The 23,505-nt window shown below is 75.8% G+C and carries 18 protein-coding genes; 10 read left to right on the top strand and 8 right to left on the bottom strand.

The window, feature by feature from the left end:
* The first annotated feature begins 3 nt into the window (after nucleotides 1-3).
* Nucleotides 4-240, top strand: coding sequence for a helix-turn-helix domain-containing protein (locus BS72_RS08350; protein WP_037908373.1), 237 nt, complete (start codon nucleotides 4-6; stop codon nucleotides 238-240).
* A gap of 333 nt (nucleotides 241-573) precedes the next feature.
* Nucleotides 574-1,650, top strand: coding sequence for a ribosome small subunit-dependent GTPase A (rsgA, locus tag BS72_RS08355; protein ID WP_232792279.1), 1,077 nt, complete (start codon nucleotides 574-576; stop codon nucleotides 1,648-1,650).
* 172 nt (nucleotides 1,651-1,822) lie between these two features.
* Here rsgA and BS72_RS39140 read toward each other — a convergent pair whose 3' ends face one another.
* Complete coding sequence (locus tag BS72_RS39140) at nucleotides 1,823-1,954, bottom strand: hypothetical protein (RefSeq protein WP_265736788.1); 132 nt, start codon at nucleotides 1,952-1,954, stop codon at nucleotides 1,823-1,825.
* Between the two features lie 279 nt (nucleotides 1,955-2,233).
* Complete coding sequence (locus BS72_RS08360; protein WP_037908377.1) at nucleotides 2,234-3,274, bottom strand: LacI family DNA-binding transcriptional regulator; 1,041 nt, start codon at nucleotides 3,272-3,274, stop codon at nucleotides 2,234-2,236.
* A 408-nt stretch (nucleotides 3,275-3,682) separates the two neighbouring features.
* Here BS72_RS08360 and BS72_RS37915 point away from each other — a divergent pair, with 408 nt between their 5' ends.
* The gene (locus tag BS72_RS37915; RefSeq protein ID WP_232792280.1) at nucleotides 3,683-3,865 is read left to right on the top strand and encodes a PNPOx family protein; all 183 of its coding nucleotides are present in this window, start codon (nucleotides 3,683-3,685) and stop codon (nucleotides 3,863-3,865) included.
* A 153-nt stretch (nucleotides 3,866-4,018) separates the two neighbouring features.
* Here BS72_RS37915 and BS72_RS08370 read toward each other — a convergent pair whose 3' ends face one another.
* Nucleotides 4,019-4,501 (bottom strand): DUF456 domain-containing protein, encoded by a 483-nt coding sequence (locus BS72_RS08370; RefSeq protein ID WP_037908379.1) that lies wholly within the window; start codon nucleotides 4,499-4,501, stop codon nucleotides 4,019-4,021.
* A 311-nt stretch (nucleotides 4,502-4,812) separates the two neighbouring features.
* Entirely contained in the window at nucleotides 4,813-5,799 is a 987-nt protein-coding gene (locus BS72_RS08375; protein ID WP_037908381.1) for a helix-turn-helix domain-containing protein, read from the bottom strand.
* A 2,676-nt stretch (nucleotides 5,800-8,475) separates the two neighbouring features.
* Between BS72_RS08375 and BS72_RS33755 the strand changes: the two genes are divergently transcribed.
* The 3 genes from BS72_RS33755 (at nucleotide 8,476) to BS72_RS08390 (ending at nucleotide 12,258) form a co-directional block, all read left to right on the top strand.
* Nucleotides 8,476-9,750 (top strand): protein phosphatase 2C domain-containing protein, encoded by a 1,275-nt coding sequence (locus BS72_RS33755; protein WP_078901270.1) that lies wholly within the window; start codon nucleotides 8,476-8,478, stop codon nucleotides 9,748-9,750.
* A gap of 125 nt (nucleotides 9,751-9,875) precedes the next feature.
* On the top strand, nucleotides 9,876-11,621 hold the full coding sequence (locus BS72_RS08385; protein WP_037909556.1) for a pyruvate dehydrogenase: 1,746 nt from the start codon (nucleotides 9,876-9,878) through the stop codon (nucleotides 11,619-11,621).
* Between the two features lie 232 nt (nucleotides 11,622-11,853).
* The gene (locus tag BS72_RS08390) at nucleotides 11,854-12,258 is read left to right on the top strand and encodes an ATP-binding protein (RefSeq protein WP_051950818.1); all 405 of its coding nucleotides are present in this window, start codon (nucleotides 11,854-11,856) and stop codon (nucleotides 12,256-12,258) included.
* A 395-nt stretch (nucleotides 12,259-12,653) separates the two neighbouring features.
* On the opposite strand, the gene BS72_RS08395 is transcribed toward BS72_RS08390, so the two are convergent.
* Complete coding sequence (locus BS72_RS08395) at nucleotides 12,654-13,724, bottom strand: DUF2637 domain-containing protein (RefSeq protein ID WP_037908383.1); 1,071 nt, start codon at nucleotides 13,722-13,724, stop codon at nucleotides 12,654-12,656.
* 180 nt (nucleotides 13,725-13,904) lie between these two features.
* On the bottom strand, nucleotides 13,905-14,720 hold the full coding sequence (locus BS72_RS08400) for a (2Fe-2S)-binding protein (RefSeq protein WP_407638947.1): 816 nt from the start codon (nucleotides 14,718-14,720) through the stop codon (nucleotides 13,905-13,907).
* 301 nt (nucleotides 14,721-15,021) lie between these two features.
* Here BS72_RS08400 and BS72_RS08405 point away from each other — a divergent pair, with 301 nt between their 5' ends.
* Nucleotides 15,022-15,783: a GntR family transcriptional regulator gene (locus BS72_RS08405; RefSeq protein WP_051950819.1), complete on the top strand. Its 762-nt coding sequence runs from the start codon at nucleotides 15,022-15,024 to the stop codon at nucleotides 15,781-15,783.
* 426 nt (nucleotides 15,784-16,209) lie between these two features.
* Here the strand turns inward: BS72_RS08405 and BS72_RS08410 are convergent, their stop codons facing one another.
* Nucleotides 16,210-16,980: a hypothetical protein gene (locus tag BS72_RS08410; RefSeq protein WP_037908389.1), complete on the bottom strand. Its 771-nt coding sequence runs from the start codon at nucleotides 16,978-16,980 to the stop codon at nucleotides 16,210-16,212.
* 281 nt (nucleotides 16,981-17,261) lie between these two features.
* Nucleotides 17,262-19,115 (bottom strand): PucR family transcriptional regulator, encoded by a 1,854-nt coding sequence (locus BS72_RS08415; protein WP_037908391.1) that lies wholly within the window; start codon nucleotides 19,113-19,115, stop codon nucleotides 17,262-17,264.
* Nucleotides 19,116-19,652: 537 nt separating this feature from the next.
* Between BS72_RS08415 and BS72_RS08420 the strand changes: the two genes are divergently transcribed.
* From BS72_RS08420 to BS72_RS08430, 3 genes are read left to right on the top strand one after another with little or no spacing between them, the layout of a single operon-like run.
* Nucleotides 19,653-20,543 carry an FAD binding domain-containing protein gene (locus BS72_RS08420; RefSeq protein WP_037908393.1) on the top strand — a complete coding sequence of 297 codons (891 nt, stop codon included), beginning with the start codon at nucleotides 19,653-19,655 and terminating at the stop codon, nucleotides 20,541-20,543.
* Nucleotides 20,534-21,010, top strand: a complete 477-nt coding sequence (locus tag BS72_RS08425; RefSeq protein ID WP_037908395.1) for a (2Fe-2S)-binding protein — start codon at nucleotides 20,534-20,536, stop codon at nucleotides 21,008-21,010. Before BS72_RS08420 ends, BS72_RS08425 begins: the two co-directional genes overlap by 10 nt.
* Nucleotides 21,011-21,012: 2 nt before the next feature.
* Nucleotides 21,013-23,445 (top strand): xanthine dehydrogenase family protein molybdopterin-binding subunit, encoded by a 2,433-nt coding sequence (locus tag BS72_RS08430; protein ID WP_037908398.1) that lies wholly within the window; start codon nucleotides 21,013-21,015, stop codon nucleotides 23,443-23,445.
* The last annotated feature ends 60 nt before the right edge of the window (nucleotides 23,446-23,505 follow it).

Raw genomic sequence — 23,505 nt, forward strand, 5'->3', positions numbered from 1 at the left:
GTCATGCGTGACGCCTCCACAGCACTCGCCCGTGAGCTGGGCCGACTCATCCACGACCGGCGCACTGTGCTCGGGCTGTCCCAGGCCGAGCTGGCCGAGCGGTGCGGGATGAAACAGCCGCAGGTCTCCCGCTTCGAAGCCGGCGGAACGATGCCCACCCTTCCGATGCTGCGCCGCCTGGCCGGTGCCCTCGGAGCCGACTTGAGCATAAGCCTCATTGCGCACGACCAGTCCGCTTGACGTGGATCTCCTGTCCCGCGCCGATCCTGGCGGTGTGGCGTGGGAAAACCGGTGGCGGGGGACCGCTGGGGGCGTTAGCGTGCGGGGTGTTGGTGACGGGGCCCTGTGGGGTCCTGGTCCGAGTCGTGTGTGTGACCTGGAGGTGTTGACCGATGGCTGTCGTTGCGACGGGTGTTGCTGCCCGCATTCAGACGGTTGGTTCGTTCACCTCTGTGGTCTCCGGCTGATTCCCTCTTCGTTGCCGCGCTGTCGTGCGCGGGTGCCGGGGCCGCCCTGTGGTTGAAGGGTTTCCCCTTGTCTTTCTCTTTTTGTGACGCTTCTTCGCATGTTCTCGTGCCCTTTGGGTGGGATGACGTGTGGGAGGCGGAGTTCCGTTCGTTCGCCGAGCGCGGGTTGGTGCCCGGGCGGGTGGTGCGGGTGGATCGCGGGCTGTGCGATGTGGTGACGGCCGGCGGGTTCGTCCGGGCGGACACCGAGTTCGTGGTGCCGCGTGATCCGATGAAGGTGGTGTGTACCGGGGACTGGGCCGCCGTCGATGCCGAGGGTGACCCGCGGTTCGTGCGGGAGTTGCTGCCGCGGCGTTCCGCGGTGGTGCGGTCCACGTCGTCGAAGCGGTCGGAGGGCCAGGTGCTGGCCGCGAACCTCGACCATGTGGTGGTGTGCGTGTCACTGGCCGCCGAGCTGGACCTGGGCCGGCTGGAGCGGTTCACCTCCCTGGCCTGGGAGAGCGGAGCGCAGCCGCTGGTCGCCCTGACCAAGGCCGACCTGGTGTACGACACCACCCACCTTCTCGCCGACGCCCGGGCCGCCGCACCAGGGGTCCAGGTGGTGGCCGTCAGCGGGGAGAGCGGCGAGGGCGTGGACGTGCTCGCCGCCGTGCTGTCGGGCGGCAGTTCCGTCCTGCTCGGGCAGTCCGGCGCGGGCAAGTCGACCCTCGCCAACGCCCTCACCGGCACGACGGCCCAGGAGGTCCAGGCCATCCGTGACGCCGACGGCAAGGGCCGGCACACCACCACCACGCGCGACATGCTGCCGATGCCCGGCGGCGGCGTCCTCATCGACACCCCGGGGCTGCGCGGCGTCGGCCTGTGGGACGCGGAGGACGGACTCGCGCAGGTCTTCGCCGACATCGAGGGGATCGCCGGGAGGTGCCGGTTCCAGGACTGCGCCCACGATTCCGAGCCGGGCTGCGCGGTGGCCGCCGCGGTGGAGGACGGGGCGCTGACGGTGCGGCGCCTGGAGAGCTACCGCAAGCTGCTCCGGGAGAACGCCTGGATCGCCTCGCGCACCGACCAGCGGCTGCGCGCGGAGATGCGCCGCGAGTGGAAGCGGCGTTCGGCGGCGGGCCGTGAGATGTACGAGCGCAAGCGCGGTGGAGGCGGCGGCCACCGCGACGGCCGAGCCGGCTGAGCACCGGTCGTCCGAACTCCGCGCGGGCGCGACGCGGCCGGGCCGCAGGGCCGCCGCGCGTCCGTGCGGGTGCTCAGGTGCCGTTCGGGGCTGTCTCGTTCAGCGAGCCGCCGGCCGTACCCCTCGCGGGACGGCCGGCGGGCTTCGGTCCGAGGCGGCGGTGCTCCGGGGCCTACCCGGCGCCGCCGCCGCGGCCGTGGCGGCGCCGCACCGCCAGGGGGCTCCCCGAACTCCAGAACGAGCCGATCACGCACGCGACGACCAGTGCCACGATCACGATTCCGAGAACCACGCTGTACGCCATTCCGGGACCTCCTCGTATATGCACGGTCTTCACCGCGCCGTCACCGCTGCCGCTCAACCGTGGCCTTCCCGTTATCCGGACCACCCAACCCCCGTACACGAGGGCAGAGTTGAAAAACTGCCGGTGAGATGGGCTAATTGGCCCTTGATCGGCTGGTATGGCGAGCGCCACGCGGGCGGCTCCGCGGGTGACGGGCAACCGTACGGCTGCGTGCGCCCGTTCGCGCCGAGGGACCCCGTCCAGCCGGGTGCCCGCCGCGCACGGCCGGCCCGAAACGCCTTACGCGGAGGCCCGGACGACCACCTGGGTCGGCGTGACGATCGGCTTCAGGGGCGCGTCGTCCGCCGGGCCGCCGCCGGCCGCCGCGTCGAGCCGCCGCAGCAGCAGCCGGGCCATCATCTGGCCCATCTCCTCGATGTCCTGGCGGATCGTGGTGAGCGGCGGGTCGGTCCACTCGGCCACCGACACGATGTCGTCGAACCCGACCACCGCCACGTCCTCCGGCACCCGCCGGCCGCGCTGCCGCAGCGTGCGCAGCGCGCCCGAGGCCATCACGTCGGAGGCGGCGAAGACGCCGTCCAGGTCCGGGTAGCGGTCCAGTAGTTCGGCCATGGCGCGGGCGCCGCCGTCGGGCGTGAAGTCGCCCTCGACGATGAGGCCGGGGTCGGCGTCGGGGGCCACGTCGCGGAAGCCGTCGAGCCGGTCCACGGAGGCTGTCTGGTCCTGGCGGCCGGCGATGTGGCCGATCCGGCGCCGCCCCAGCCCGAGCAGGTGGTGGACGGCGTCGCGCGCGCCGCCGCGGTTGTCGCAGTCGACGTAGAGCGTGTCGCCGTCCGACCAGTCGGGGCGGCCCCCTATCACCGTGGGTACCCCGGCGCGTTCGGCCAGCGCAGGCAGCGTGTCGTCGGCGTGCAGCGAGAAGATCAGCGCACCGTCCACGTGGCCGCCCGCGAGGTAGCGGCCCACCCGCTCGTAGTCGTCCGCGCCCTCCGTGAGCAGCAGCACCAACTGGTTGTCGCGAGCCGTCAGTTCGCGGCTGATACCGCGGACCTGCTGGGCGAAGAACGGGTCGGAGAAGAACCGGGTCTCCGGCTCGGCGACGACCACGGCCACGGCGTCCTTGCGCCGGGTCACCAGGGCGCGGGCCGCCTGGTTGGGGACGTAGCCCAGCTCGTCCACGGCCTGCCGGACCCGCTCGGCCAGCGGGGCGCGGACGCCCTCACTGCCGTTGACCACGCGCGACGCGGTGGCGCGCGACACCCCCGCCCGTGCCGCGATGTCCTCCAGCGTGGGACGGGGCGCGTAGCTGGAGTCGGACACGGGAGGGCTCCTTAGCGAGCGGATAACACAAATTCCCTACAGATCTTCGAAGTCAGCGTATCGGTCGGGCAGGCTCCGTGAGAGCGCTCTCCGAGTTTGCCGCCAGCGTCCGTCCGGCCGCCTCACGAGCGGTCCGGCCGGGCCGAGGACGCCGGAACCCCGACGGCGGGCTCCGTCGGCGGGCCCCGTCGGCAGGACTCGCCTCCGACGCGGTCGCGGCGGGACACTGCGACGCTGGGCGGCACGACGACCGGCAGCTCACGCACTGTGCTGAACCCGGACGAGACCGCCTGTCCCGGCCGGCCCCGCCTGTCCCGGCCGGCCCCGCCCAGGCCGGCCGGCCACGGCGGACGCCGAAGGGCGCCCCCCGACCAACCCGTCGGCTGCTTCCTGCGCGAGGACGGCACGGTGGACGTCGGCGGCTTCGCGACGGGCACCGCCGGCAAGCGGCGGAACGTGGCCGCGAACCCCAGCGTCTCCCTCGTGGTCGACGACATGGCCCGCCTCGGCGACCCCTCCACCGCGCGCGGAGTGGAGATCCGGGGGCGGCCGAGCAGGTCGTCGGACCGCACGACCGCCGAGCGCGGCTGAGCGAGGAGCTGATCCGCATCCACCCCTACCGGAACGTCAGCTGGAACCTGGAGCAGCCCGGAGAGGAGTGAGCCCGGGCACGAGCGACACGGGTGGACGAGGCACGGAGCCACGGCCACCCGCGCGGGCGTACGAGGTGACGCGCCCCGCCGGTCAGCCGGCGAGGACGGCCCAGATCCAGGTCGCCACCACCACGAGGCACGCCATCAGCTCCACCAGCACCGACGTGCCCACCGCCCGCATGGCCCGACGGGTCGCCCCCCACGCGGCGCGGTGGCCGCCGAGCCGGATGCGCTCCTGGACGTAGATCGTGCCGGCGAAGCCCAGCGGCGCGCCGACCACGGGCAGGAGGAAGAAGCCGGCCGACGCCACCCCGCCCGCCGTCAGCACGGTGCGCCAGGTGACGCCGGAGTCGCGGATGCGCCGGTTCGGCATCAGCCAGACCACCACCTGCGCCACCGCCAGCAGCCCGGTCGCGCCCGCGAGGACGCCCCAGGTGAGCGCGGTGTGCTCCTGGGTGGCCCACCACAGCACGGCGGCCCAGCACAGCAGCGTCCCCGGGACACCGGGTACGAGCACGCCCGCGAGCCCGAGCAGCATCACCGCGCCGATCAGGCACAACTGTGCGGTCCCCATGGAAGCCACCCTGCCCGAAGCCGGGCCGGTTCGCTGTCCGACGGCGCGCTTCGCCCCCCGCCGTTACCTGATCGCCGCTGAGGAGGCCCCGGCGGACGCGGTGCGTCCACAGGCGGTGGCGCGGATTCCGCTTCGGGCGGGCGCGGCGGTCGGCCGGACGGGTGAGGCGCGGCCCTCTCGGACCGGGACGGACCGGGACGGACCGGTCAGAGGCGGAGGCGGCGGAGGCGGCGGGGGGAGACAGGAGAGGCGGGCGACGCGCGCGGGACCCGGGCCGGGACAGGGACCCGGACCGGGATGGGGATCGGAGTTCAGAAGCGGTCGCGGGCTATCCAGCCGCGCTCGTAGGCGTGCCAGCCCAGCTGGAGCCGGGTGCTGACGTCGGCGATCTCCATGAGCCGTTTGATCCGGCGCTGCACCGTGCGCAACCCGAGGTCGAGCTGCCGGGCCGTGGAGGTGTCGGTGAGCCCGGCGAGCAGCAGTGACAGGATGCGCAGGTCGATCGCGTCCGGGCCTTCCCGGGGGAGCTCGGCGACGGCGCCGCGCTCGTCGATCCGCAGCGGCATGGCGGCGGCCCACACCGCCTCGAAGAGGCCCGTCAGCGCCTCCAGCAGCCCGCTGGCGTGGACCACGAGCGCGGCCGGCTCGGTGCGGCCGGCCAGCGGCAGCATCGCCAGGGCCCCGTCGACGACGATCAGCTTCGTCGGCACCCGCTCCGCCATCCGCACCTGCTCGTCGCGGCTGAGCGCCGCCGCCAGCTCCGTGAGCCCGCTGGGACGGGCCAGAGCGGCCCGTTCCACGACGGCGCGGTACGCGACGCCGCGGCCCGCCGCCTCCTCCTCCGCGTCGTTCTCCAGACCGGATATGGCCATCGGCTGGTCGGTGACCAGCACGCAGACCTCACGCTCGGCGCCGAACTGGAGTTGCAGGAAGCGCCGGGCGACCGCCTTAGCGCCGGTGAGGACCTCCACCAGGTCGTGCACGGGGGGTTCGGCCGCCTCGGCGCGGAACTCCGCCGCCAGTACGGCCGCCGCGTGCTCGGCGCGCTCCAACTCGTGGCGGCGGCTGGCCAACAGCGCGGTCAACGCGGCCTTCGGCGGTGCGACGACCCAGCGGCCCGGGCGCGCCGAGGAGCGGGCCACCAGGCCGTGGTCCGCGAGCCGGCGCAGCACCCGGCCGGCCTCCTCCTCGGACTGCCCCAGCCGGTGGGCGAGTTCGCCGAGATCCGCGGCGCCGAGCGCGACAAGCGCGCGGTACGCCGCTTCCTGTGCGTCGTCGAGACCTATCGCGCTGAGCAAGTGCGTTCCCTCCCGGGCGGCGGAACGAGCCGCCGCGGCCGCGCTTCACGCGCCATCCTGCCGTCCTGGCCGGGTCTCGGCCACCAGACGGCTGTCCGGCTCCGGAGTGATCTGCGTCGCACAGCGGAGCATATCCCCCCGGCGTGAACGGAGACGGGTACCCGGCCCTTCTCCCCGCGGGGTTCGGCCCGGGGGACGCGGAGTCGGGGCGTCCGCCGCGGGACGGGGTGGGAGGGGGCGCGCGTGGCGTTTCGCGTTTCCCTGTCACCCCGGCGGTGGACAATAACGGCATGAGCCAGGTGGGTGACGAGCGGCGCGGCCAAGAGGACGACTGGTGGCGGCAGTTGTACGACGATGACGCCAAGCGGCCGGCGCCGCCGGCCGCCGCGTCCGACTCGATCGACGCGCACTTCGACACGGCGGTCGACGCGATGACCCCGCCGCCGGCGCCGCGCGCGGAGACGATGCGGCTGCGCCGGCCCACGCCTCCGCCGCCCCCGCCCTCCTGGCCGCGCCCCACCCGGCCGCCGGCCGCCGCGCCCGGACGGGGTGAACCGGGTGAACAGGCCGCGCCCCGCCCGACGCCGACCGGGCGCGCGGCCGCGGGCCGGCCGCGGCATGGGACCCGTGGGCGGCCGCGCCCACGTTCGGCGTTCCGGTCGAGGAACCCTCGGAGGGGCAGGAGCCCGGTGTGCCGGGCGCATTCGGTGCGCCGGGGGGCGGGCCGGGGCGTCGGGGGTGCCAGGCGTGTCCGGCGGGCCGGGGGCGTCGGGGGTGCCGGGCGCGGCTGCGACCGGCACGGAAGAGGACGTCCGCGACGTGCCCCCCTCCACGCGGGACGCCCCTGACACACCCCCGCCCGTGCCGGAAGCCCCGGTCGGACCGCCGCCGCCCCACCCGTGGGAGGTCTGGGACAGTGCGCCGACCTTCCCCGGCCCGACACGGACTCCTGAACCTCCCGCCGAGGAGGGCGCGTCGGTCCAGGACGCAGCTGGTGGCACGGCCGGGTCCGACCCGGCGGGGCAGGTGAGGGACGGGTCGGAGCCGCCGGTCGGGGAGTTCGGCCCGGCGCGCGCTGGGGTGTGGCCGCGTCCGCGGGGGTCGGCCCCGAGGAACGACCGCCCGGCGGGGCCGGGTTCGGAGGGCGGCGCGCCGGACGGGCCGCGCGTGCGGGACGTGCCGCGCGTGCCGGACGTGCCGCGCGTGCCGGACCAGGGCCCGTGGGATGCCGTCCCGGACGCTGACCAGGACCCGTTGGACGCGCGCCCGGAGGACGGTGGGCCGCGGGAGGCCCGTCCGGACGCGCGGGGCGGGGCCGGTACCGACGACGCTCCGCTCGGGACGGGGGACCGTGAGCGTCCGGCGCCTGAGCCCTGGGCAGGCGGCCCGGGTGCGGGTGGTCCGGGTGCGGGTGGTCCGGGTGCGGGAGGTCCGGTCGAGTGGGCCGGGCGCGGAAGGGGCGGAGGGCGCGGCGAATGGGCCGACGCCGTCCCGGACCCGGTCGCTCCGGGCCCGGCCGTCCCGGGCCCGGCCGTACCTGGCCCGGCCGTCCCGGACCCGATCGCTCCGGACCCGATCGCTCCGGACTCGGCCGTCCCGGACCCGGCCGTTCCGGCCCCGAACGGTCCCGAGCCGGCCTCGGAACCCGACCCGCGTCGCCCCGGTCCGCCTCCGGCGCGGCCCTGGGAAGCCTGGGTGACACCGCGCCCCACCGCGCCGCTGCCGTCCGGCTCGTCCGCGCCGACCGCCCCGCCGTCCGCCGAGGGCTGGAGCAGCCCGCCGCAGGACGCGCCGCCCTCGCCCAGCGCCCCGCCCCGGCCTGTCGATCCGCCCGCATACCCGCCTACTCCGGAACGTCCGGACGGCGAGCGCGGGCCGGACGCGCCTGCCGGGTTCGGCGGTGCGGAGCCGGCCGAGCGGCCCGACGCCCTGCCGACCCCCGGTGACGCCGGTGGCGTTCCGCGCGCTGCGGACCTCGCGGCCCCTGAACCACCCGGCCGGGACGCTCCGTCCGACCCGGACCCGACCGCTACCGCCGTACGGGAGGCCACCCCGCCGCCCGCGCCGCCGCTGCCGCCGCTCCCCGTGCGGCGCCCCGGCACGAGAACCCCGCAGCGTACCGACCTCGCGTGGCCGAGGAGCCGGCGTGCCGAGCCGGACCGCCCCGGTCCGGGCGAAACCGTCGCGCCCCCGGAACCGGACGGCGCGGCGTCCGCGCCGGAGCCCGGCGCGGTGAGGCACCCTGCCGGTGCGGTGCCCGGTGCGGTGCCGGTCGAGGTGGCGGAGGCCGCGGAGGACGGCCGCGTCCCTGGCGTGCGGGAGGCCGGGCCCGAGCCGGCCGACCCGGCGGCGGGTCCGTCGTACGGCATCGACCCGGCAGTCCGACTGCCGCGCCAGACGGCGTCGTTCGACCCGGAGCTGCCCGAACCGACGGGTGGCGAAGACGGCGACGCGACCTCGTACGCCGAACCGCAGTCGCCGAGGGCCCCGTTCACGGCAGCGGAAGAGGTCATTCCGAGGCCCGGCTTCGAGGCGGGTCCCGCCGCGCCGCTGACGGGTGAACCCGTGGAGACCGTCGAGGCGGCCGAACCTCCCGCGCCGGTGGCGGCTCCGCCTGGCATCCCCCGGCAGGGGCAGCCGACCGCGCGTGGTCCTCAACTTCCGTATCTGCCAGACATGGTGGGAAAGGCTGAGGGCGACGGTGACGGGCCCGCGCCCCCATCCGGCTACGGGCCGCCGGTGTTCGAGGTGGAAGCGGCCGCCGCCGAACCGGAACCCTTCCAAGAGGCTCCCGAGTCCGTACCGTTCACCGGAGAGGCCGTCCCCGGACGGCCCGAGCCGGGGCAGGCGTGGGGCGAGACCGCGTTCGGCGAGGGGGAGGTGCGCTGGGCACCGGAGCTGCCCCCCGGCTGGGTGGCCGCGGGCGGCGGCGCAGAGGTACGGGAGGAGCCGCCGGGTGCGGTCGGCGTCGTCGGGGACGGTCCGCCGACGTACGCGGCCGAGCCGACGGCGTGGCCCGAGGCGGACCCCGACATGCTGGACGCGCAGGTGCCCGACACCGTGCTGGACGGCGCCCAGTACGGCCCGCTCACCGTGCGCAGCGCGGCGGTGCGCGGCGACTCCGCCCGGTACCGGGGGCAGCCGCGCCGGGACGCGCTGCTGACCGCCAGGTTCGGGACGGGGAACGAGGCGCTGCTCCTGGTGGCGATGGCCAGTGGCGCGCGCGGCTCGGACGACGCGCACCGGGCCGCGCAGGACGCGGTGCGGTGGATCGCCGGGGCGGTCGGCCGCAGCCGGGCGCGGCTCAGCGACGACCTGCGGGCGGCCCGCCGCGGCTCGTTGAAGTCCGGGCTGCACCGGCTCACCGACCGCTGCTACGGACGGCTGCGCGCCCGCGGCGAGGACCTCGGCCTGGCCGCCGGCGCGTACACCGCCGCGGTGCGCTGCCTGCTGCTGCCCGCCGACCCGGACTGCCGCATCCGGCTCTTCTTCGGCGTCGGCGACGGCGGGCTCTTCCGGCTCCGCGACGGCGGCTGGCAGGACCTCGACCCGCTCGGCGGCGAACCCGCCTCCCCGGAGCCCGGCCCCAGCCGCCTCGTACGGCCGCCCGGCGCGTCCGGCGAACCCCACGCCGGTCCGCCGCGGGGCGCCGTACCGGAGCGGGGCGAGCCGGAGGGGTGGAGCGAGCGGCCGGGCGGGCCCGAGGAGTACGGAGGGCCGGGGGCGTCGTTCCGGTTCCGTGCCACCGAGGCCCGTCCGGGTGACGTGCTGCTGATGTGCGGCGCCGGTATGGCGGAGCCGCTGCGGGGCGAGCCGGAGCTGCCGGAGCTGCTGGCCGGGCGGTGGGGCACTGGGCAGGTGCCGGGCCTGGCCGCGTACCTGGCCGACGTGCAGACCCGGGTGAAGGGCTACGCCGACGACCGGACGGCGGTCACGGTCTGGGACGCCTGAGGGCCCGGCCGCGAGGCGTCCCCGCGGACGGGGGCGGGGGCGGACGGCCCGGCCTCCCGTACCGGGGACGCCTGAACGCCCGCCCGGGGATGCGGGTGCCGCCCATCCGTGGGGAGATGGGCTCCATGGCGAAACAGACCGTTGCCGAGCAGTTCGTGGACATTCTGGTGCGCGCCGGGGTGCGGCGGCTCTACGGCGTGGTGGGCGACAGCCTGAACCCGGTGGTGGACGCCGTGCGCCGCAACCGGGCCCTCGACTGGGTGCACGTCCGGCACGAGGAGACCGCCGCGTTCGCCGCGGGCGCGGAGGCGCAGCTCACCGGGCGGCTCGCGGCCTGCGCCGGCTCCTGCGGCCCCGGCAACCTCCACCTGATCAACGGCCTGTTCGACGCACACCGCTCGATGGCGCCGGTGCTGGCCCTCGCCTCGCACATCCCCAGTGCCGAGATCGGCACCACGTACTTCCAGGAGACCCACCCGGACCGCCTCTTCCAGGAGTGCAGCCACTACAGCGAGCTGGTCGCGAACCCGGCGCAGATGCCGCGGGTGCTGCACACCGCGATCCAGCACGCCGTGGGCCGGGGCGGCGTGTCGGTGGTGACCCTGCCGGGCGACGTCGCCGGACAGCCCGCCCCCTCCCCGGGCAGCACCGAGCACGCACTGGTCAGCAGCCGGCCCTCCGTGCGGCCGGGCGACGCGGAGATCGACGAGCTGGCCCGGATGGTCGACGCGGCCCGCCGGGTCACCCTCTTCTGCGGCAGCGGCACCGCGGGCGCGCACGACGAGGTGATGGCGTTCGCCGAGAGGATCAAGGCCCCGGTCGGGCACGCCCTGCGCGGCAAGGAGCACATTCAGTACGACAATCCCTATGACGTCGGCATGAGCGGCCTGCTCGGCTACGGCGCCGCCTACGAGGCGATGCACGAGTGCGACCTGCTGGTGCTGCTGGGCACCGACTTCCCGTACAACGCGTTCCTCCCCGACGACGTGGCGATCGTCCAGGTCGACGTCCGGCCCGAGCACCTGGGGCGGCGCTCCCGGCTGGACCTGGCGGTGTGGGGCGACGTGGGGGAGACGCTGCGGGCGCTGACCCCGAGGGTGCGGGAGAAGAACGACCGCGCGTTCCTGGACCGGATGCTGCGCAAGCACACCGCGGCGCTCGAAGGGGTCGTGCGGGCCTACACCCGCAAGGTCGAGAAGCACGTGCCGATCCATCCCGAGTACGTGGCCTCCGTGCTGGACGACATGGCCGACGACGACGCCGTGTTCACCGTCGACACCGGGATGTGCAACGTGTGGGCGGCCCGCTACCTGACGCCCAACGGGCGCCGCAGGGTGATCGGTTCGTTCTCCCACGGCTCGATGGCCAACGCGCTGCCGCAGGCGATCGGCGCGCAGTTCCTGGACCGGCGCCGCCAGGTGGTGTCGATGTCGGGCGACGGCGGGTTCACCATGCTGATGGGGGACTTCCTCACCCTGGTCCAGTACGACCTGCCGGTGAAGGTGGTGCTGTTCAACAACTCCTCGCTCGGCATGGTCGAGTTGGAGATGATGGTCGAGGGGCTGCCCGCCTACGGCACCACCAACCGCAACCCGGACTTCGCCGCGCTGGCCCAGGCCGCCGGCGCCTACGCGGTACGGGTGGAGAAGCCCAAGCACCTGCGGGCCGCGCTCAAGGACGCGTTCCGGCACAAGGGCCCCGCGCTGGTGGACGTGGTCACCGACCCGCACGCGCTGTCCATCCCGCCGAGGATCACCGGGGAGCAGATCAGCGGCTTCGCCCTGTCGATGGGCCGCACGGTGCTCGACGGCGGCGTCGGCAAGATGGTGCAGCTGGCCCGCTCCAACCTGCGCAACGTCCCCCGTCCCTGACCGTCTCCGCGCGCAGGTGCCCGGCACGCTCCCACCGCTGAAGGAGCTTTCGGCCGCACGGCCACGGAAGGGGAGGATTCACCCGGGAGTTGCGCAACCGTCCTGGAGTGGTACGCGTGGAAACACCTCGGCTGGGCATGCCTATCGGCAGGGGGCCCGGGGGCCCGGGGCCACCCGGGACGGGCCGTGGGACGGATGACGGGGGAGACCGACGGACACCACGGGGCACCGGATGCGGCACACGGTCGGGCGGGCGGACCTGCCGGCCGTCGCCGAGACCCGCAGGCTGCTGCGCGACCGCCTGCGGCAGTGGGGCGTGCCGGCGCTGGTGGACACGACCGAACTGCTCGCCACCGAACTGCTCACCAACGCGCTGCGGCACACCCACGGCGGTGCCGTGGTCACCGCCACCCTCTCCACGGGCCCGCAGCAGCGGCTGCGGGTCGAGGTGCACGACTCCACCTCGCGCCGGCCCCGCCCGCGCGACCCGCGCCCGGACGAGGCCACCTCCGGCCGCGGGCTGATGCTGGTGGAGGCGTTGGCCGACGAGTGGGGCGTACGGCAGGACGCGGCCGGGAAGGCGGTCTGGTTCGAGCTCGACGGCGGCGCGGACGGGCCCGAGGCGCGGGCCGCGTGAGGTCCCTTGCCGACGAGGGTCCCTCGGCGGCGTAGGCGGTCGCGCGCGAGGGCGGCCGGACGGCGGGTGAGCGGACGGCCGGACGGCGGGTGAGCTGACGGCGTGACGGGGCGGAGGGCGTGAGCGCGCGTACCGGGGTCGTGCGCGCGGTGCGAGGGCACGGACGGTGTGACGGCGACGTGCCGTCGGCGCCGGCCGGAGCGGAGGTTCCGCCGGCCGGTCGGGAGCAGGGACCGCCCCGGCTCGGAACCTCGGCTGAGTACCGGAGTCGGCCGACGGCCGCACGACCGACGGCGCGGCCCCCGAAGGGACCGCGCCGCCCGTACTCCCGCGCTCCGTGCTCCCGTGTCGCGGACGGCGGTCGTTCGCCCGACCGCTGCCCGCCTGCCGGCGTGTCAGCCGAACTGCCGCTCCAGATCCTGGAGCTTGCGCTCCAGGGAGTCCAGGCGAGGCAGCGTGAGGGTGTCGTCCTCCGCGGTGAGGTCGATCGTCGAGGACGCGGTGGAGGACGCCGGAACGGCCTCCTCGCGGACCGGCTGCAGCGCCGGACGCGACCTCACCGGCAGCTCACCGACGGGCAGTTCCGCCGCTATGACAGGCTCCGACGCGGGCTGGCCGCCGCCGGCGCCACCCGTCGAGGGCAGCTCCACCTGGCGTCCGCCTCCGCCGCCGCGCGGCCAGGAACGGCCCTGCCGGCTGAGCGCCTTGATCTTCGCCCGCTCCAACCGGTCGTGGTCGCGCCGCGCCTGCGAGTTCTCCGTGCGCTGGCGCTTGTCCTCGCGGACCTCCTCCACCGCCTCGTCCAGCGAGCGCACGCCCTCAAGGAGCATCAGCGACCAGGCCGCGAACGTCTCCCGGGGCGCCCGGAGCCAGCGGACCATGCGGATCTGCGGCAGCGGGCGCGGCACCAGGCCCTGCTCGCGCAGCGCCGCCCGGCGGGTCTGCTTCAGCGCGCGGTCGAAGAGCACCGCGGCGGACAGCGACATGCCGGCGAAGAACTGGGGAGCGCCCGCGTGGTCCACACCGCGCGGCGCGTGCACCCAGTTGAACCAGGCCGCCGCACCGGCGAAGAGCCACACCAGCATGCGCGAGCCGAGCGCCGCGTCGCCGTGGCTGGCCTCGCGGACCGCCAGCACCGAGCAGAACATCGCGGCGCCGTCGAGCCCGAACGGCACCAGGTACTCCCAGCCGTTGGACAGGCCGAGGTTCTGCTGCCCGAAGCCCACCAGCCCGTGGAAGGACAGGGCCGCGGCGACCGCGGCACAGCAGAAGAGCAGGACGTACGAGGCGCTGCCGTAGAGCGCCTCCTTGCGCCGGCGCCGCTCCTCGCTGCGCTCCCACGAGTCGGTGGTCGCGTTGTCCGTGTCGGGGCGGCGGTTGCGGAACACGACGACGCAAGCCACCAGGACGATCAGGCCGATGGCGCCCGAGATCATCCAGTTCAGCGATATTCCGTCAAGTCTCATATGTGCGATTCCTCGTGTCGCTTCCGTCGCGCTCGGGCCGAGGGACGGCCTACGAGCGACATCATTGCGAAGAGCGCGGGTAAGTGTGGACGTTATGGCCCGAAAGTCCGCCGGCGGTGCGCGCGGGTTCGAACTCTCGTCCCAGAACTGTCGAGTTGAGCGAGATCGTAGCGCGGTCGCTCAGGCGGCGTCGGCCCGGTGTCCGATACGGCCCGCACCGCCCGCCCGCGGGCAGCCCGCGCAGGCGCCGGCAGGGCTGAGAGTGTAGTAGAGGCAGCAGGCGAGCCGGGTCCGCGCGGTTCCGCCGGTGGTGCTGCCGCAGGACGGTCCGTCACCCCTCTGGTGGAATCCGGCGGCACCGGACAGCGGCGGCGTGTCGCCCGGTAGCAGCGCCTGGAGTTCGGCCACCGCCCGCTCCTCCTCGCCCAGCAGCCGGGCGGCGAACCACAGCCCCTCGGCGACCTCGTCGGCCACCAGCCCCCACAGGGCCCGCGGGCCGCGCCGCACCAGCGGGCGGAACGCGGCCAGCACCGGACCCGCGTGCTCGGCGACCGCCGAGCGCAACTCCGCGCGCAGCGCGGCGGCGGAGGCGACCGGGCGGGCGTCGGGCAGCGCGGCCGCCGGATCGTCGGGCAGGCAGCCGAAGGCGCGGGGGAGCGCGGTGACCCGCCCGCTGTCGGGGTGGAACGACACGTCCTCCACCGGCAGCCGCGGCACCCGCCGCTGGAGGAACCAGGGAACCGTGAAGAGCAGGCACACCGGCCACAGGTACCGGTGCAGCGCCAGCGTCGCCGCGACGTCCGGGCGGGGCGCGCGGCCGTGCTCCAGGGCGAGCCGCTCGGTGTCGCGCGCCACGAACGCGGCCAGCGCCCGCCCGCCGGCCGCGATCTCGGCGGCGCGCGTCCAGCCGGCTCCCGAACGCGGTGGCGCCGCGGCGACCCGCAGGGCGGGCAGCACCGCGGCCAGGCGGTCGTACGATGCGCTGATCACTGGCATGGTAAGGCTTACCTTAGCCATCAAAATCGGGGTTTACGCTAACCGCAGTACTCCGTTCGGGTGCGGCCGTCGCACGGGCGCGTCCGCCGGAGAGGGCGGGGCGCACGGCGCCGAGGGCGCGCACGGCGCCGAAGCCGGCGCAGCCGGCCGGCGGCCGCCGACGGTCGGCGGTGGCGGGCCCTGATGGACCTGGATGGACCTGGACGGACCTGGACGGCCTTCGACCGGCCCGAAGCGGAACGTGACGGAACACGTCAGAGCCCGATGGACCCGATGGAACCCAAGGAGAGGGGCGCGACCGGTGGAGTCAGCCGAGCCTGCCGCCGCGTACGGACGGCTGCCGGAGCAGGCGGGCCGTCCTGCTGACCGTCGCGCGCCGGACGCCGGACCGGGGCCGGAGGCAGCTGCCGGGCCGGGCGCCCCGTCGGAGCGTCCGCCGGCCCGGCTGCCCGAGCGGCTGTCCGTGCGCGACCAGGTGGTGGACGCGCTGCGGTCCGCGCTGGTGCGCGGTGAACTGGCACCCGGCAACGTCTACTCCGCGCCGGAGCTGGCCGGACGCTACGGGGTGTCGGCGACGCCGGTGCGCGAGGCGATGCAGCTGCTGGCCCGCGAGGGCGCGGTGGAGGTGCTGCCCAACCGCGGCTTCCGCGTCGCCGAGTACACCGCTCGCGACGTCGCCGAGCTGGCCGAGGTGCGGGCACTGCTGGAGGTGCCGGTACTGGTGCGGCTGGCCGGCAGCCGGCCGTTCGACCACTGGGCGCCGCTGGGTCCGCTGGCCGCCGCCGCGGCCGACGCCGCCGCCCGCGGCGACCGGGGCGTGTACGGCGAGGCCGACCGGGCCTTCCACCAGGCCCTGCTCGGCGGCTGCGGCAACCAGCGGCTGCTGGCCGTGGCGGACGAGATGCACCGCAGGGCGCAGTGGCCGGCGCTGCTCGCCGCCGCGCCGCCCCGGGCCGGCGGCCTCGCCGCGGCGGCGGCCGAGCACTTCGCCCTGCTGGGAGCGCTGTCCTGCGGCGACCTGGAGCGGGTGGAACGCCTGGCCCGAGCCCACCTCGGCTGCTGACCCGGCCGAGGGCGCCCGGCCGGTAGCGGTGTCCGGACCGGGGCGCCGTGGCGCACACGGCCGGTGGGCGGGGTTCGGGCCATGGGACGGGGCCGCTGGTTCCGGCCGCGGCCACGTCATCGACGGGCCGTCAGCCGCGGGCCATGCGGGGAGCCGACCCGCGCCTGCCCCCCGGTTCCACGGGGGAGCCGACCCGCGCCACCCCCCGTGGAAACCGGCGCCGCCCGGACCCGCCGGCCCAAGTTCCACAGGACACGGGACACGGGACACGGGACACGGGACACGGGACACGGGACACGGGACACGGGACACGGGACACGGGACACGGGACACGGGACACGGGACACGGGACACGGGACACGGGACACGGGACACGGGACACGGGACACGGGACACGGGACACGGGACACGGGACACGGGACACGGCTACGCCGACAGTGCCGACGCCAGCCAGGTCGGGACGCCGCCCAGGAGCTCGTGGAGGCGGGCTGCCTCGGACCGCAGCCGTTCGCTCTCGGCCGCGTCGGCGGTGACCTCGGCCAGGGCGAGCAGGGCCGGGGCCGTACCGACGACGTGGCCGAGCGAGACGCGGATGCGCAGGGACTCCGCGAAGCCGTGGCGGGCCTCGGCGAGGTCGCCCTCGGCGGCGGCCAGCCCGGCCAGGTGCCGCCAGGTGGAGGAGGTCAGGAGGACGTCGCCGTGGGCGACCGCGCCCGCGTGCGCCTTGCGGTAGGCGGCCCGGGCGGCGGCCGGGTTGGCCGCCAGGTTCTCGGCGACCAGCCCCCGCCGGAAGTCCAGCAGCGGGCGTCCGGCGGCCCCGGGACCCAGCAGCGCGGCGCCCCGTCCGAACGCCGAACGGGCCTCGTCGGAGCGGTCCCGCACCGAGAAGAGCGTCGCCGCGTAGGCCAGGTAGCCGCGTTCGGAGGCCGCCGCGCCGCGCTGCTGGTCGGTGTGGGCCATGGCCTCCGCCGTCCGCAGCGCGTCCTCGGCCTCCGCCCAGCCCTCGACCAGGTACAGGCACGCCTCCACCAGCAGTGACGCCCGGGTCAGCGCCGCCCCGGCGTCCTCCGTGCTGCGGGGGGCCAGCAGCGCCGCCGCCTCCGTCCAGCAGCCGCGTGCCCGCAGCCGCCATACGTCCGGTACATCCGGTACGTCCGGTGCCCCGGCCGCCGAATCCGACAGGACGGTGTCCGCCACAGCATCTCCCCCAAGCGCGTCGTCGGGCCAAAGCGAGCGTGCGAGTGCAGTGCCTGCCACGTGCGCGGGTGCCGCCGCGTGCGGGCACGGCCGCCGGCGCTCCCTCGCGCTGTGTCCACGCCGTGTCCACGTCGGGTGCGCGTGCGGTTGGCGGAAAGTCCAGCACGCCCACCGGGTCCGCGCCAAGGGGTAGGCGAGGGTTCTTGTGAAAGAGATCACTTTCACGAGGTCGGTCGACGGGCCCCGTCCGGCGCCCCGCCGCGGGCCGGGACCGGGTGTGGTCAGCTCATTCGCAGCGCGAGGAAGAAGTCCAGCTTGTCCTCCAGCCGGGAAAGGTCGCGGCCGGTGAGCTGCTCGATCCGGCCGACGCGATAGCGCAGCGTGTTGACGTGCAGGTGCAGCCGGGTGGCGCAGCGGGTCCAGGAGCCGTCGCAGTCGAGGAACGCCTCCAGCGTCGGGATCAGCTCCGCCCGGTGCCGCCGGTCGTACTCCCGCAGCGGGTCCAGCAGGCGGGCGGTGAAGGCCAGTCGGACGTCGTCGGGCACGAACGGCAGCAGCAGCACGTGCGAGGCCAGCTCGTCGTGCCCGGCCGCGCTGACCGGGCCGGGCCGGGCCGCCGCCACCCGCCGGGCGTGCCGCGCCTCCTCCAGCGCGCCGCGCAGGCCCTCGGGGGAGTGCACCGGGGCGCTCACGCCGATGGTCAGCCGGCCGTCCTCACCCAGGCCGCGCGCCAGCGGCCCGCGAACGGCCGCCAGCAGCCGCTCGGCACGCAGCCGTTCGGGCCCTGCCTCCGCCCCGGCCTCGGGCGCTGCCGCCGGCCCGCCTTCCGTGCCCGCCGCCGGTCCTGCTTCCGTGCCGCCGGACGCGGCGCCGCCCAGGACATCTCCTGGGACGTCCCCCGCGCCGGCCTCCGTACCAGCCTCCGTGCCCGTCCCCGCCTCGGCTTCCGGTCCTTCCGGCCCTTCCGGCTCTTCCGGGCGCGGGTCTCCGGGGGCGGACGCCGGACGCGGAAGCAGGGGCACCAGGGCCATCGCCCGACCCTCCGCGGTGGTGACCGCCACCCGGTCCGACGGCTGCGGTCCCGCGTCGGACGGTTCGGCCAGCAACTCCTCCAGCAGCGCCCGCGCGGACGGCCCCGACGGCACCGCGCCGTCGGCCCAGTCCACCCGGGCCACCACGACCTGCCAGCACGGCACCCGGTCCGTGCCCGGCACCAGTATCGGCTGGGCGGCTCGCAGCCGAGCCCCGGTCTCGGCGGCCGGGGCGCCGCTCGCGACCAGGTCGAAGACCTCCGCGGCCAGCCGCCGCCGCACCGTGCGGGCGGCGTCCCGGCGCTCCCGCTCCACCGCGATCAGCCGGCACACCCCGTCCAGCAGGTCGAGGCGCTCGGCGGGCCACTCGCCCGCGTCCGCCTCCACCGCCAGGAACCAGTCCGACAGCACCGTCTCGCGCACATCCGCGTCCGGGTCGCCCGCGCGGACCGGGAAGAGGGAGTAGACGCGGCCCTGCACCGCCACCCGGTAGGGGCCCGGGCGGCCGGTGCGGCGCGCGGCCTGCTGGGCGCCGGCGAGTTCGGCGCGCACCGGCGCGGGGAGCTGCCGCTCGGCGCCGGCGACCCCGCGCCCGGTGGACGACAGCACCCACGCCCGCAGGTCGAGGTCCGTGCTGAGCAGGTCCAGGACCGCGCCGGGGCCGGAGCCGCCCGGGCCGGGCGCCATCAGCCGCCGGTGCCGGTCCACCAGCGCCGCCAGGTCGCCGGCCCGTTCGCCGGACACGCGCCGCAGGACGTACTCGGTGACGGTCGCGAACGCCACCCGCTCGTCGACGGCGAACAGCGGCAGGCCGTGCCGCGCGCAGGCGTCCACCAGGTCCTGCGGGATCGCCCCCACGCCGGCCTCCCCGGCGCCCAGCGCGGCCACCCCGGCCGCCGCCAGCACCCGCGCGAACGGCTCGGAGTCGGCAGGGGAGTGCCGCCAGGCCATACCGGTGAGGACCAGCTCGCCGCCGGAGAGGTAGCGGCTGGGGCCGTGCAGGTCGGTGGTCATCACACCCCGCACCGCGCGGTCCAGCTCCGCCTCGCCACCCAGCAGTCGCAGGCCGAGGACCTCGGCCTCCAGCAGTGCGCGCAGCCGCATGCGCCGGCCCTCCTCACCCGACGGCGCCGCCCGGCGGCGCCCGTCCTCGTCCTTCTTCTGCCCTGCCGCCCGGCTCCGCCCGGCTCCCACCCGTTCCGGCCGCCGGTCGCGGGGCCGTGGAGGGCCTGCCCGGGGCCGGGCGAGGCGTCCGCCCGGAGGTCCCCGGCGGGTTCCTCCGGGAGTGTGCGGTACCGGTGTTACCCGTGCGATGCGTCGGCGTTTCGCCCCCGCTCCCTTTCGGAGGAATGTACAAGACCGGGCCGCGGACCGCCCAAACGGTTCAGGTGTTCGGTGACTGCACCCGGACGGCCCAGCAGCCGTGTACTTGGGGCACGCCGCGTGAACAGGTCATGGGACAGCCCGGGCCCGGGCCACCCGCGGGCCGGTTCCGGCAGCACCCCGCCGTACCCGCCGTACCCGCCGTACCCGCCGTACCCGCAGCACCCGCAGCACCCGCCCGAGCCCGCCCGTACCCGCCGTACGGCGACCCGGCCCGCGACGGACACGGCCCCCGCCGTACCGAGAAGGGACGACGCCATGGAGTTCCTGCGCCCCGCCACCTGGCAGGAGGCGCTCGCCGCCAAGGCCGAGCACCCCGACGCGGTGCCGATCGCCGGCGGCACGGACGTCATGGTCGAGATCAACTTCGACCACCGCCGGCCCCGCCACCTGCTGGACCTCGGCCGGATCGGGGAGCTCGCGGAGTGGGAGGACGCCGGGGACGCCGTCCGGCTGGGCGCTGCCGTGCCGTACACGAGGATCATCGAGCGGCTGGGCGGGCGGCTGCCCGGGCTGGCACAGGCCGCCCGCACCGTCGCCTCGCCGCAGATCCGCAACCGGGGCGGCGTCGGCGGCAACCTCGGCACCGCCTCCCCGGCCGGCGACGCGCACCCGGCGCTGCTGGCCGCCGGGGCGGAGGTGGAGGCGGAGTCGGCGCACGGCACCCGGATGATCCCGATCGACGCGTTCTACACCGGCGTCAAGCGCAACGCGCTGCGGCCCGAGGAGCTGATCCGCGCCGTCCACGTCCGCCGGGCGACCGGGCCGCAGTCCTTCTCCAAGGTCGGCACCCGCAACGCGATGGTGATCGCCGTCTGCGCGTTCGCCGTCGCGCTGCACCCGGCGGCCCGGCGGGTGCGCACCGGCATCGGGTCGGCCGCGCCGACCCCGGTACGGGCGGTCGCCGCCGAGGAGTTCCTGGCCGCCGCGCTCGACGAGGCCGGCCTGTGGGAGAGCCGCGGACCGCTGCCGCCCTCGCTGGCCGGGCGGTACGCGGCGCTGGCGGCCGGCGCCGCCAACCCCATCGACGACGTGCGCGGCACCGCCGCGTACCGCCGCCACGCGCTGGGCGTGCTGGCCCGGCGCACCCTCGCGTGGAGCTGGCAGCAGTACCGGGACGGACGAGAGGGGAGCACGGCATGCGGGTGACGTTCACCGTCAACGGCCGCGGACAGACCGCCGACGACGTGTGGGAGGGCGAGAGCCTGCTGTTCGTGCTGCGCGAGCGGCTCGGCCTGCCGGGCTCCAAGAACGCCTGCGAACAGGGCGAGTGCGGGTCGTGCACGGTCCGCCTGGACGGTGTGCCGGTCTGCTCCTGCCTGGTCGCGGCCGGGCAGGCCGAGGGCCGGGAGGTGCTGACCGTGGAGGGGCTGGCCGGGCCGGACGGCACGCTGTCCGTCGTCCAGCAGGCGTTCCTGGACGCCGGCGCCGTCCAGTGCGGCTTCTGCACCCCCGGGCTGCTGGTCGCGGCCGACGAGCTGCTGGAGCGCGACCCCTCGCCCGGCGACGGCGACATCCGCGAGGCGCTGTCGGGCAACCTGTGCCGCTGCACCGGCTACGAGAAGATCCTCGACGCTGTCCGCCTCGCGGCCGCCCGCACGGAACAGGCGGTGTGACCATGGACGACGCCCCCGCCCGGCGGCCCGCAGCCGGCCCCGGCCGGACGCCCACCAGCCTCACCCAGGGGGTCGCCGGGGCCGGCACCGGCCGGATCGGCGAGTCCACGCCGCGGCCCGACGGCGTGCTGAAGACCACCGGCGAGTTCGCGTACGCCTCCGACCTGTGGCACGAGGACATGCTCTGGGGCCACACCCTGCGCAGCACCACCGCGCACGCCCGCATCGTCTCGATCGACACCTCGCGGGCCCTGGCCACCCCCGGGGTGTACGCGGTGCTCACCTACGACGACCTGCCGACCGAGGTCCGCCACTACGGCCTGGAGATCCCCGACACGCCCGTCCTGGCGCACGGCAAGGTACGCCACCACGGCGAACCCGTCGCGCTGGTGGCCGCAGACCACCCCGAGACGGCCCGCCGGGCCGCGGCGGGCATCCGCGTCGAGTACGAGGAGCTGCCGGTCGTCACCGGCGAGGAGAGCGCGCTCGCCCCGGACGCCGTGCTCGTCCACGAGGACCGCGACGACCCCCACAGCGCCCACGTCCCGCACCCCAACATCGTCCACCGGCAGCCCGTCGTGCGCGGCGACGCCGCCGCGGCCGCCGCCCGCGCCGACGTGGTGGTGCGCGGCAGCTACGTCTTCGGCATGCAGGACCAGGCGTTCCTCGGGCCGGAGTCGGGCCTCGCGGTGCCGGCCGAGGACGGCGGCGTGGACCTGTACGTGGCCACCCAGTGGCTCCACTCCGACCTGCGGCAGATCGCCCCGGTGCTGGGACTGCCGGAGCGGAAGGTCCGGATGGTGCTCTCCGGGGTCGGCGGCGCCTTCGGCGGGCGGGAGGACCTGTCGATGCAGATCCACGGCTGCCTGCTGGCGCTGCGCACGGGCAGGCCGGTGAAGATCGTCTACAACCGCTTCGAGTCGTTCTTCGGCCACGTGCACCGCCACCCCGCCCGGCTGGAATACGAGCACGGCGCCACCCGCGACGGCCGGCTCACCCACGTGCGGTGCAGGATCGTGCTGGACGGCGGCGCGTACGCCTCCTCCTCCCCGGCCGTGGTCGGCAACGCCGCCTCGCTGAGCGTCGGCCCCTACGTGGTGGAGGACGTGGACCTGGAGGCGCTGGCGCTCTACACCAACAACCCGCCCTGCGGCGCCATGCGCGGCTTCGGCGCGGTCCAGGCGTGCTTCGCCTACGAGGCCCAGATGGACAAGGTCGCCGCCGGACTCGGCATGGACCCGGTCGAGTTCCGCCAGATCAACGCCATGGAGCAGGGCGCGCGGATGCCGACCGGCCAGCTGGTGGACGCGCCCGCGCCCGTCGCCGAGCTGCTGCGCCGCGTCAAGGCCCGCCCGCTGCCGCCCGAACGGCAGTGGGAGACCACCGAGGGCCCCGACCTGCGCGCCCTGCCCGGCGGCCTGTCCAACACCACACACGGCGAGGGCGTGGTGCGGGGCGTCGGCTACGCGGTCGGCATCAAGAACGTCGGCTTCTCCGAGGGGTACGACGACTACTCCACCGCCCGGGTGCGGATGGAGGTCGTGGGCGGCGTCCCGGTGGCCACCGTGCACACCGCGATGGCCGAGGTCGGGCAGGGCGGCGTCACCGTGCACGCGCAGATCGCCCGCTCCGAACTCGGCGTCTCCCAGGTCACCATCCAGCCCGCCGACACCACCGTCGGGTCGGCCGGCGGCACCTCCGCCTCCCGGCAGACCTACATGACCGGCGGCGCGGTGAAGAACACCTGCGAGGCGGTACGGGAGCGGGTGCTGGAGATCGGCCGGCGCCGCTTCGGCGCCTACCACCCGGCCTGGGCCACCGCCGAACTCCTCCTGGAGAACGGCCAGGTGGTCACCGAGGACGGCGAGTCGCTGGCCGACATCGCCGCCGTCCTGGAGGACCAGGCGGTCGACCTGACGCTGGAGTTCCGGCACCGCCCCACCCAGCCGTTCGACCGCCGCACCGGGCAGGGCGACGGCCACGTCCAGTACAGCTTCGCCGCGCACCGGGCCGTCGTCGAGGTCGACACCGAACTCGGCCTGGTCAAGGTGGTGGAGCTGGCCTGCGCGCAGGACGTCGGCAAGGCCCTCAACCCGCTGTCGGTGACCGGGCAGATCCAGGGCGGCAGCACGCAGGGCCTCGGGATCGCCGTCATGGAGGAGATCACCGTCGACCCGGTGACCGCGCGGGTGCGCAACCCGTCCTTCACCGACTACCTGATCCCCACCATCCTCGACACCCCCGCGATCCCGGTGGACATCCTCGAACTCGCCGACATCCACGCCCCCTACGGACTGCGCGGTGTCGGCGAGGCGCCCACCCTCTCCGCCACGCCGGCCGTGCTCGCCGCCATCCGGCAGGCCACCGGCCTGGCACTCGACCGCACCCCGGTACGGCCGGAGCACCTCACCGTCGCACGCGTGAACCGAGAGTGACGGTCCGTCATGCCATCGCCGGACACTCCGTCCCTCCCAGGCCCGACGGCCATGACCCGC

This window comes from Actinacidiphila yeochonensis CN732 (genome assembly GCF_000745345.1).
Lineage (GTDB): Bacteria > Actinomycetota > Actinomycetes > Streptomycetales > Streptomycetaceae > Actinacidiphila > Actinacidiphila yeochonensis.

What these genes read in the sequence shown, in the direction of transcription:
- BS72_RS08350 (WP_037908373.1), top strand. Translation starts at nt 4, where the DNA reads ATGCGTGACGCCTCCACAGCACTCGCCCGTGAGCTGGGCCGACTCATC.
- BS72_RS39140 (WP_265736788.1), bottom strand. Translation starts at nt 1,954, where the DNA reads ATGGCGTACAGCGTGGTTCTCGGAATCGTGATCGTGGCACTGGTCGTC.
- BS72_RS08370 (WP_037908379.1), bottom strand. Translation starts at nt 4,501, where the DNA reads ATGGGGACCGCACAGTTGTGCCTGATCGGCGCGGTGATGCTGCTCGGG.
- BS72_RS33755 (WP_078901270.1), top strand. Translation starts at nt 8,476, where the DNA reads ATGGTGGGAAAGGCTGAGGGCGACGGTGACGGGCCCGCGCCCCCATCC.
- BS72_RS08385 (WP_037909556.1), top strand. Translation starts at nt 9,876, where the DNA reads ATGGCGAAACAGACCGTTGCCGAGCAGTTCGTGGACATTCTGGTGCGC.
- BS72_RS08390 (WP_051950818.1), top strand. Translation starts at nt 11,854, where the DNA reads ATGCGGCACACGGTCGGGCGGGCGGACCTGCCGGCCGTCGCCGAGACC.
- BS72_RS08395 (WP_037908383.1), bottom strand. Translation starts at nt 13,724, where the DNA reads ATGAGACTTGACGGAATATCGCTGAACTGGATGATCTCGGGCGCCATC.
- BS72_RS08400 (WP_407638947.1), bottom strand. Translation starts at nt 14,720, where the DNA reads ATGCCAGTGATCAGCGCATCGTACGACCGCCTGGCCGCGGTGCTGCCC.
- BS72_RS08415 (WP_037908391.1), bottom strand. Translation starts at nt 19,115, where the DNA reads ATGCGGCTGCGCGCACTGCTGGAGGCCGAGGTCCTCGGCCTGCGACTG.
- BS72_RS08420 (WP_037908393.1), top strand. Translation starts at nt 19,653, where the DNA reads ATGGAGTTCCTGCGCCCCGCCACCTGGCAGGAGGCGCTCGCCGCCAAG.
- BS72_RS08425 (WP_037908395.1), top strand. Translation starts at nt 20,534, where the DNA reads ATGCGGGTGACGTTCACCGTCAACGGCCGCGGACAGACCGCCGACGAC.
- BS72_RS08430 (WP_037908398.1), top strand. Translation starts at nt 21,013, where the DNA reads ATGGACGACGCCCCCGCCCGGCGGCCCGCAGCCGGCCCCGGCCGGACG.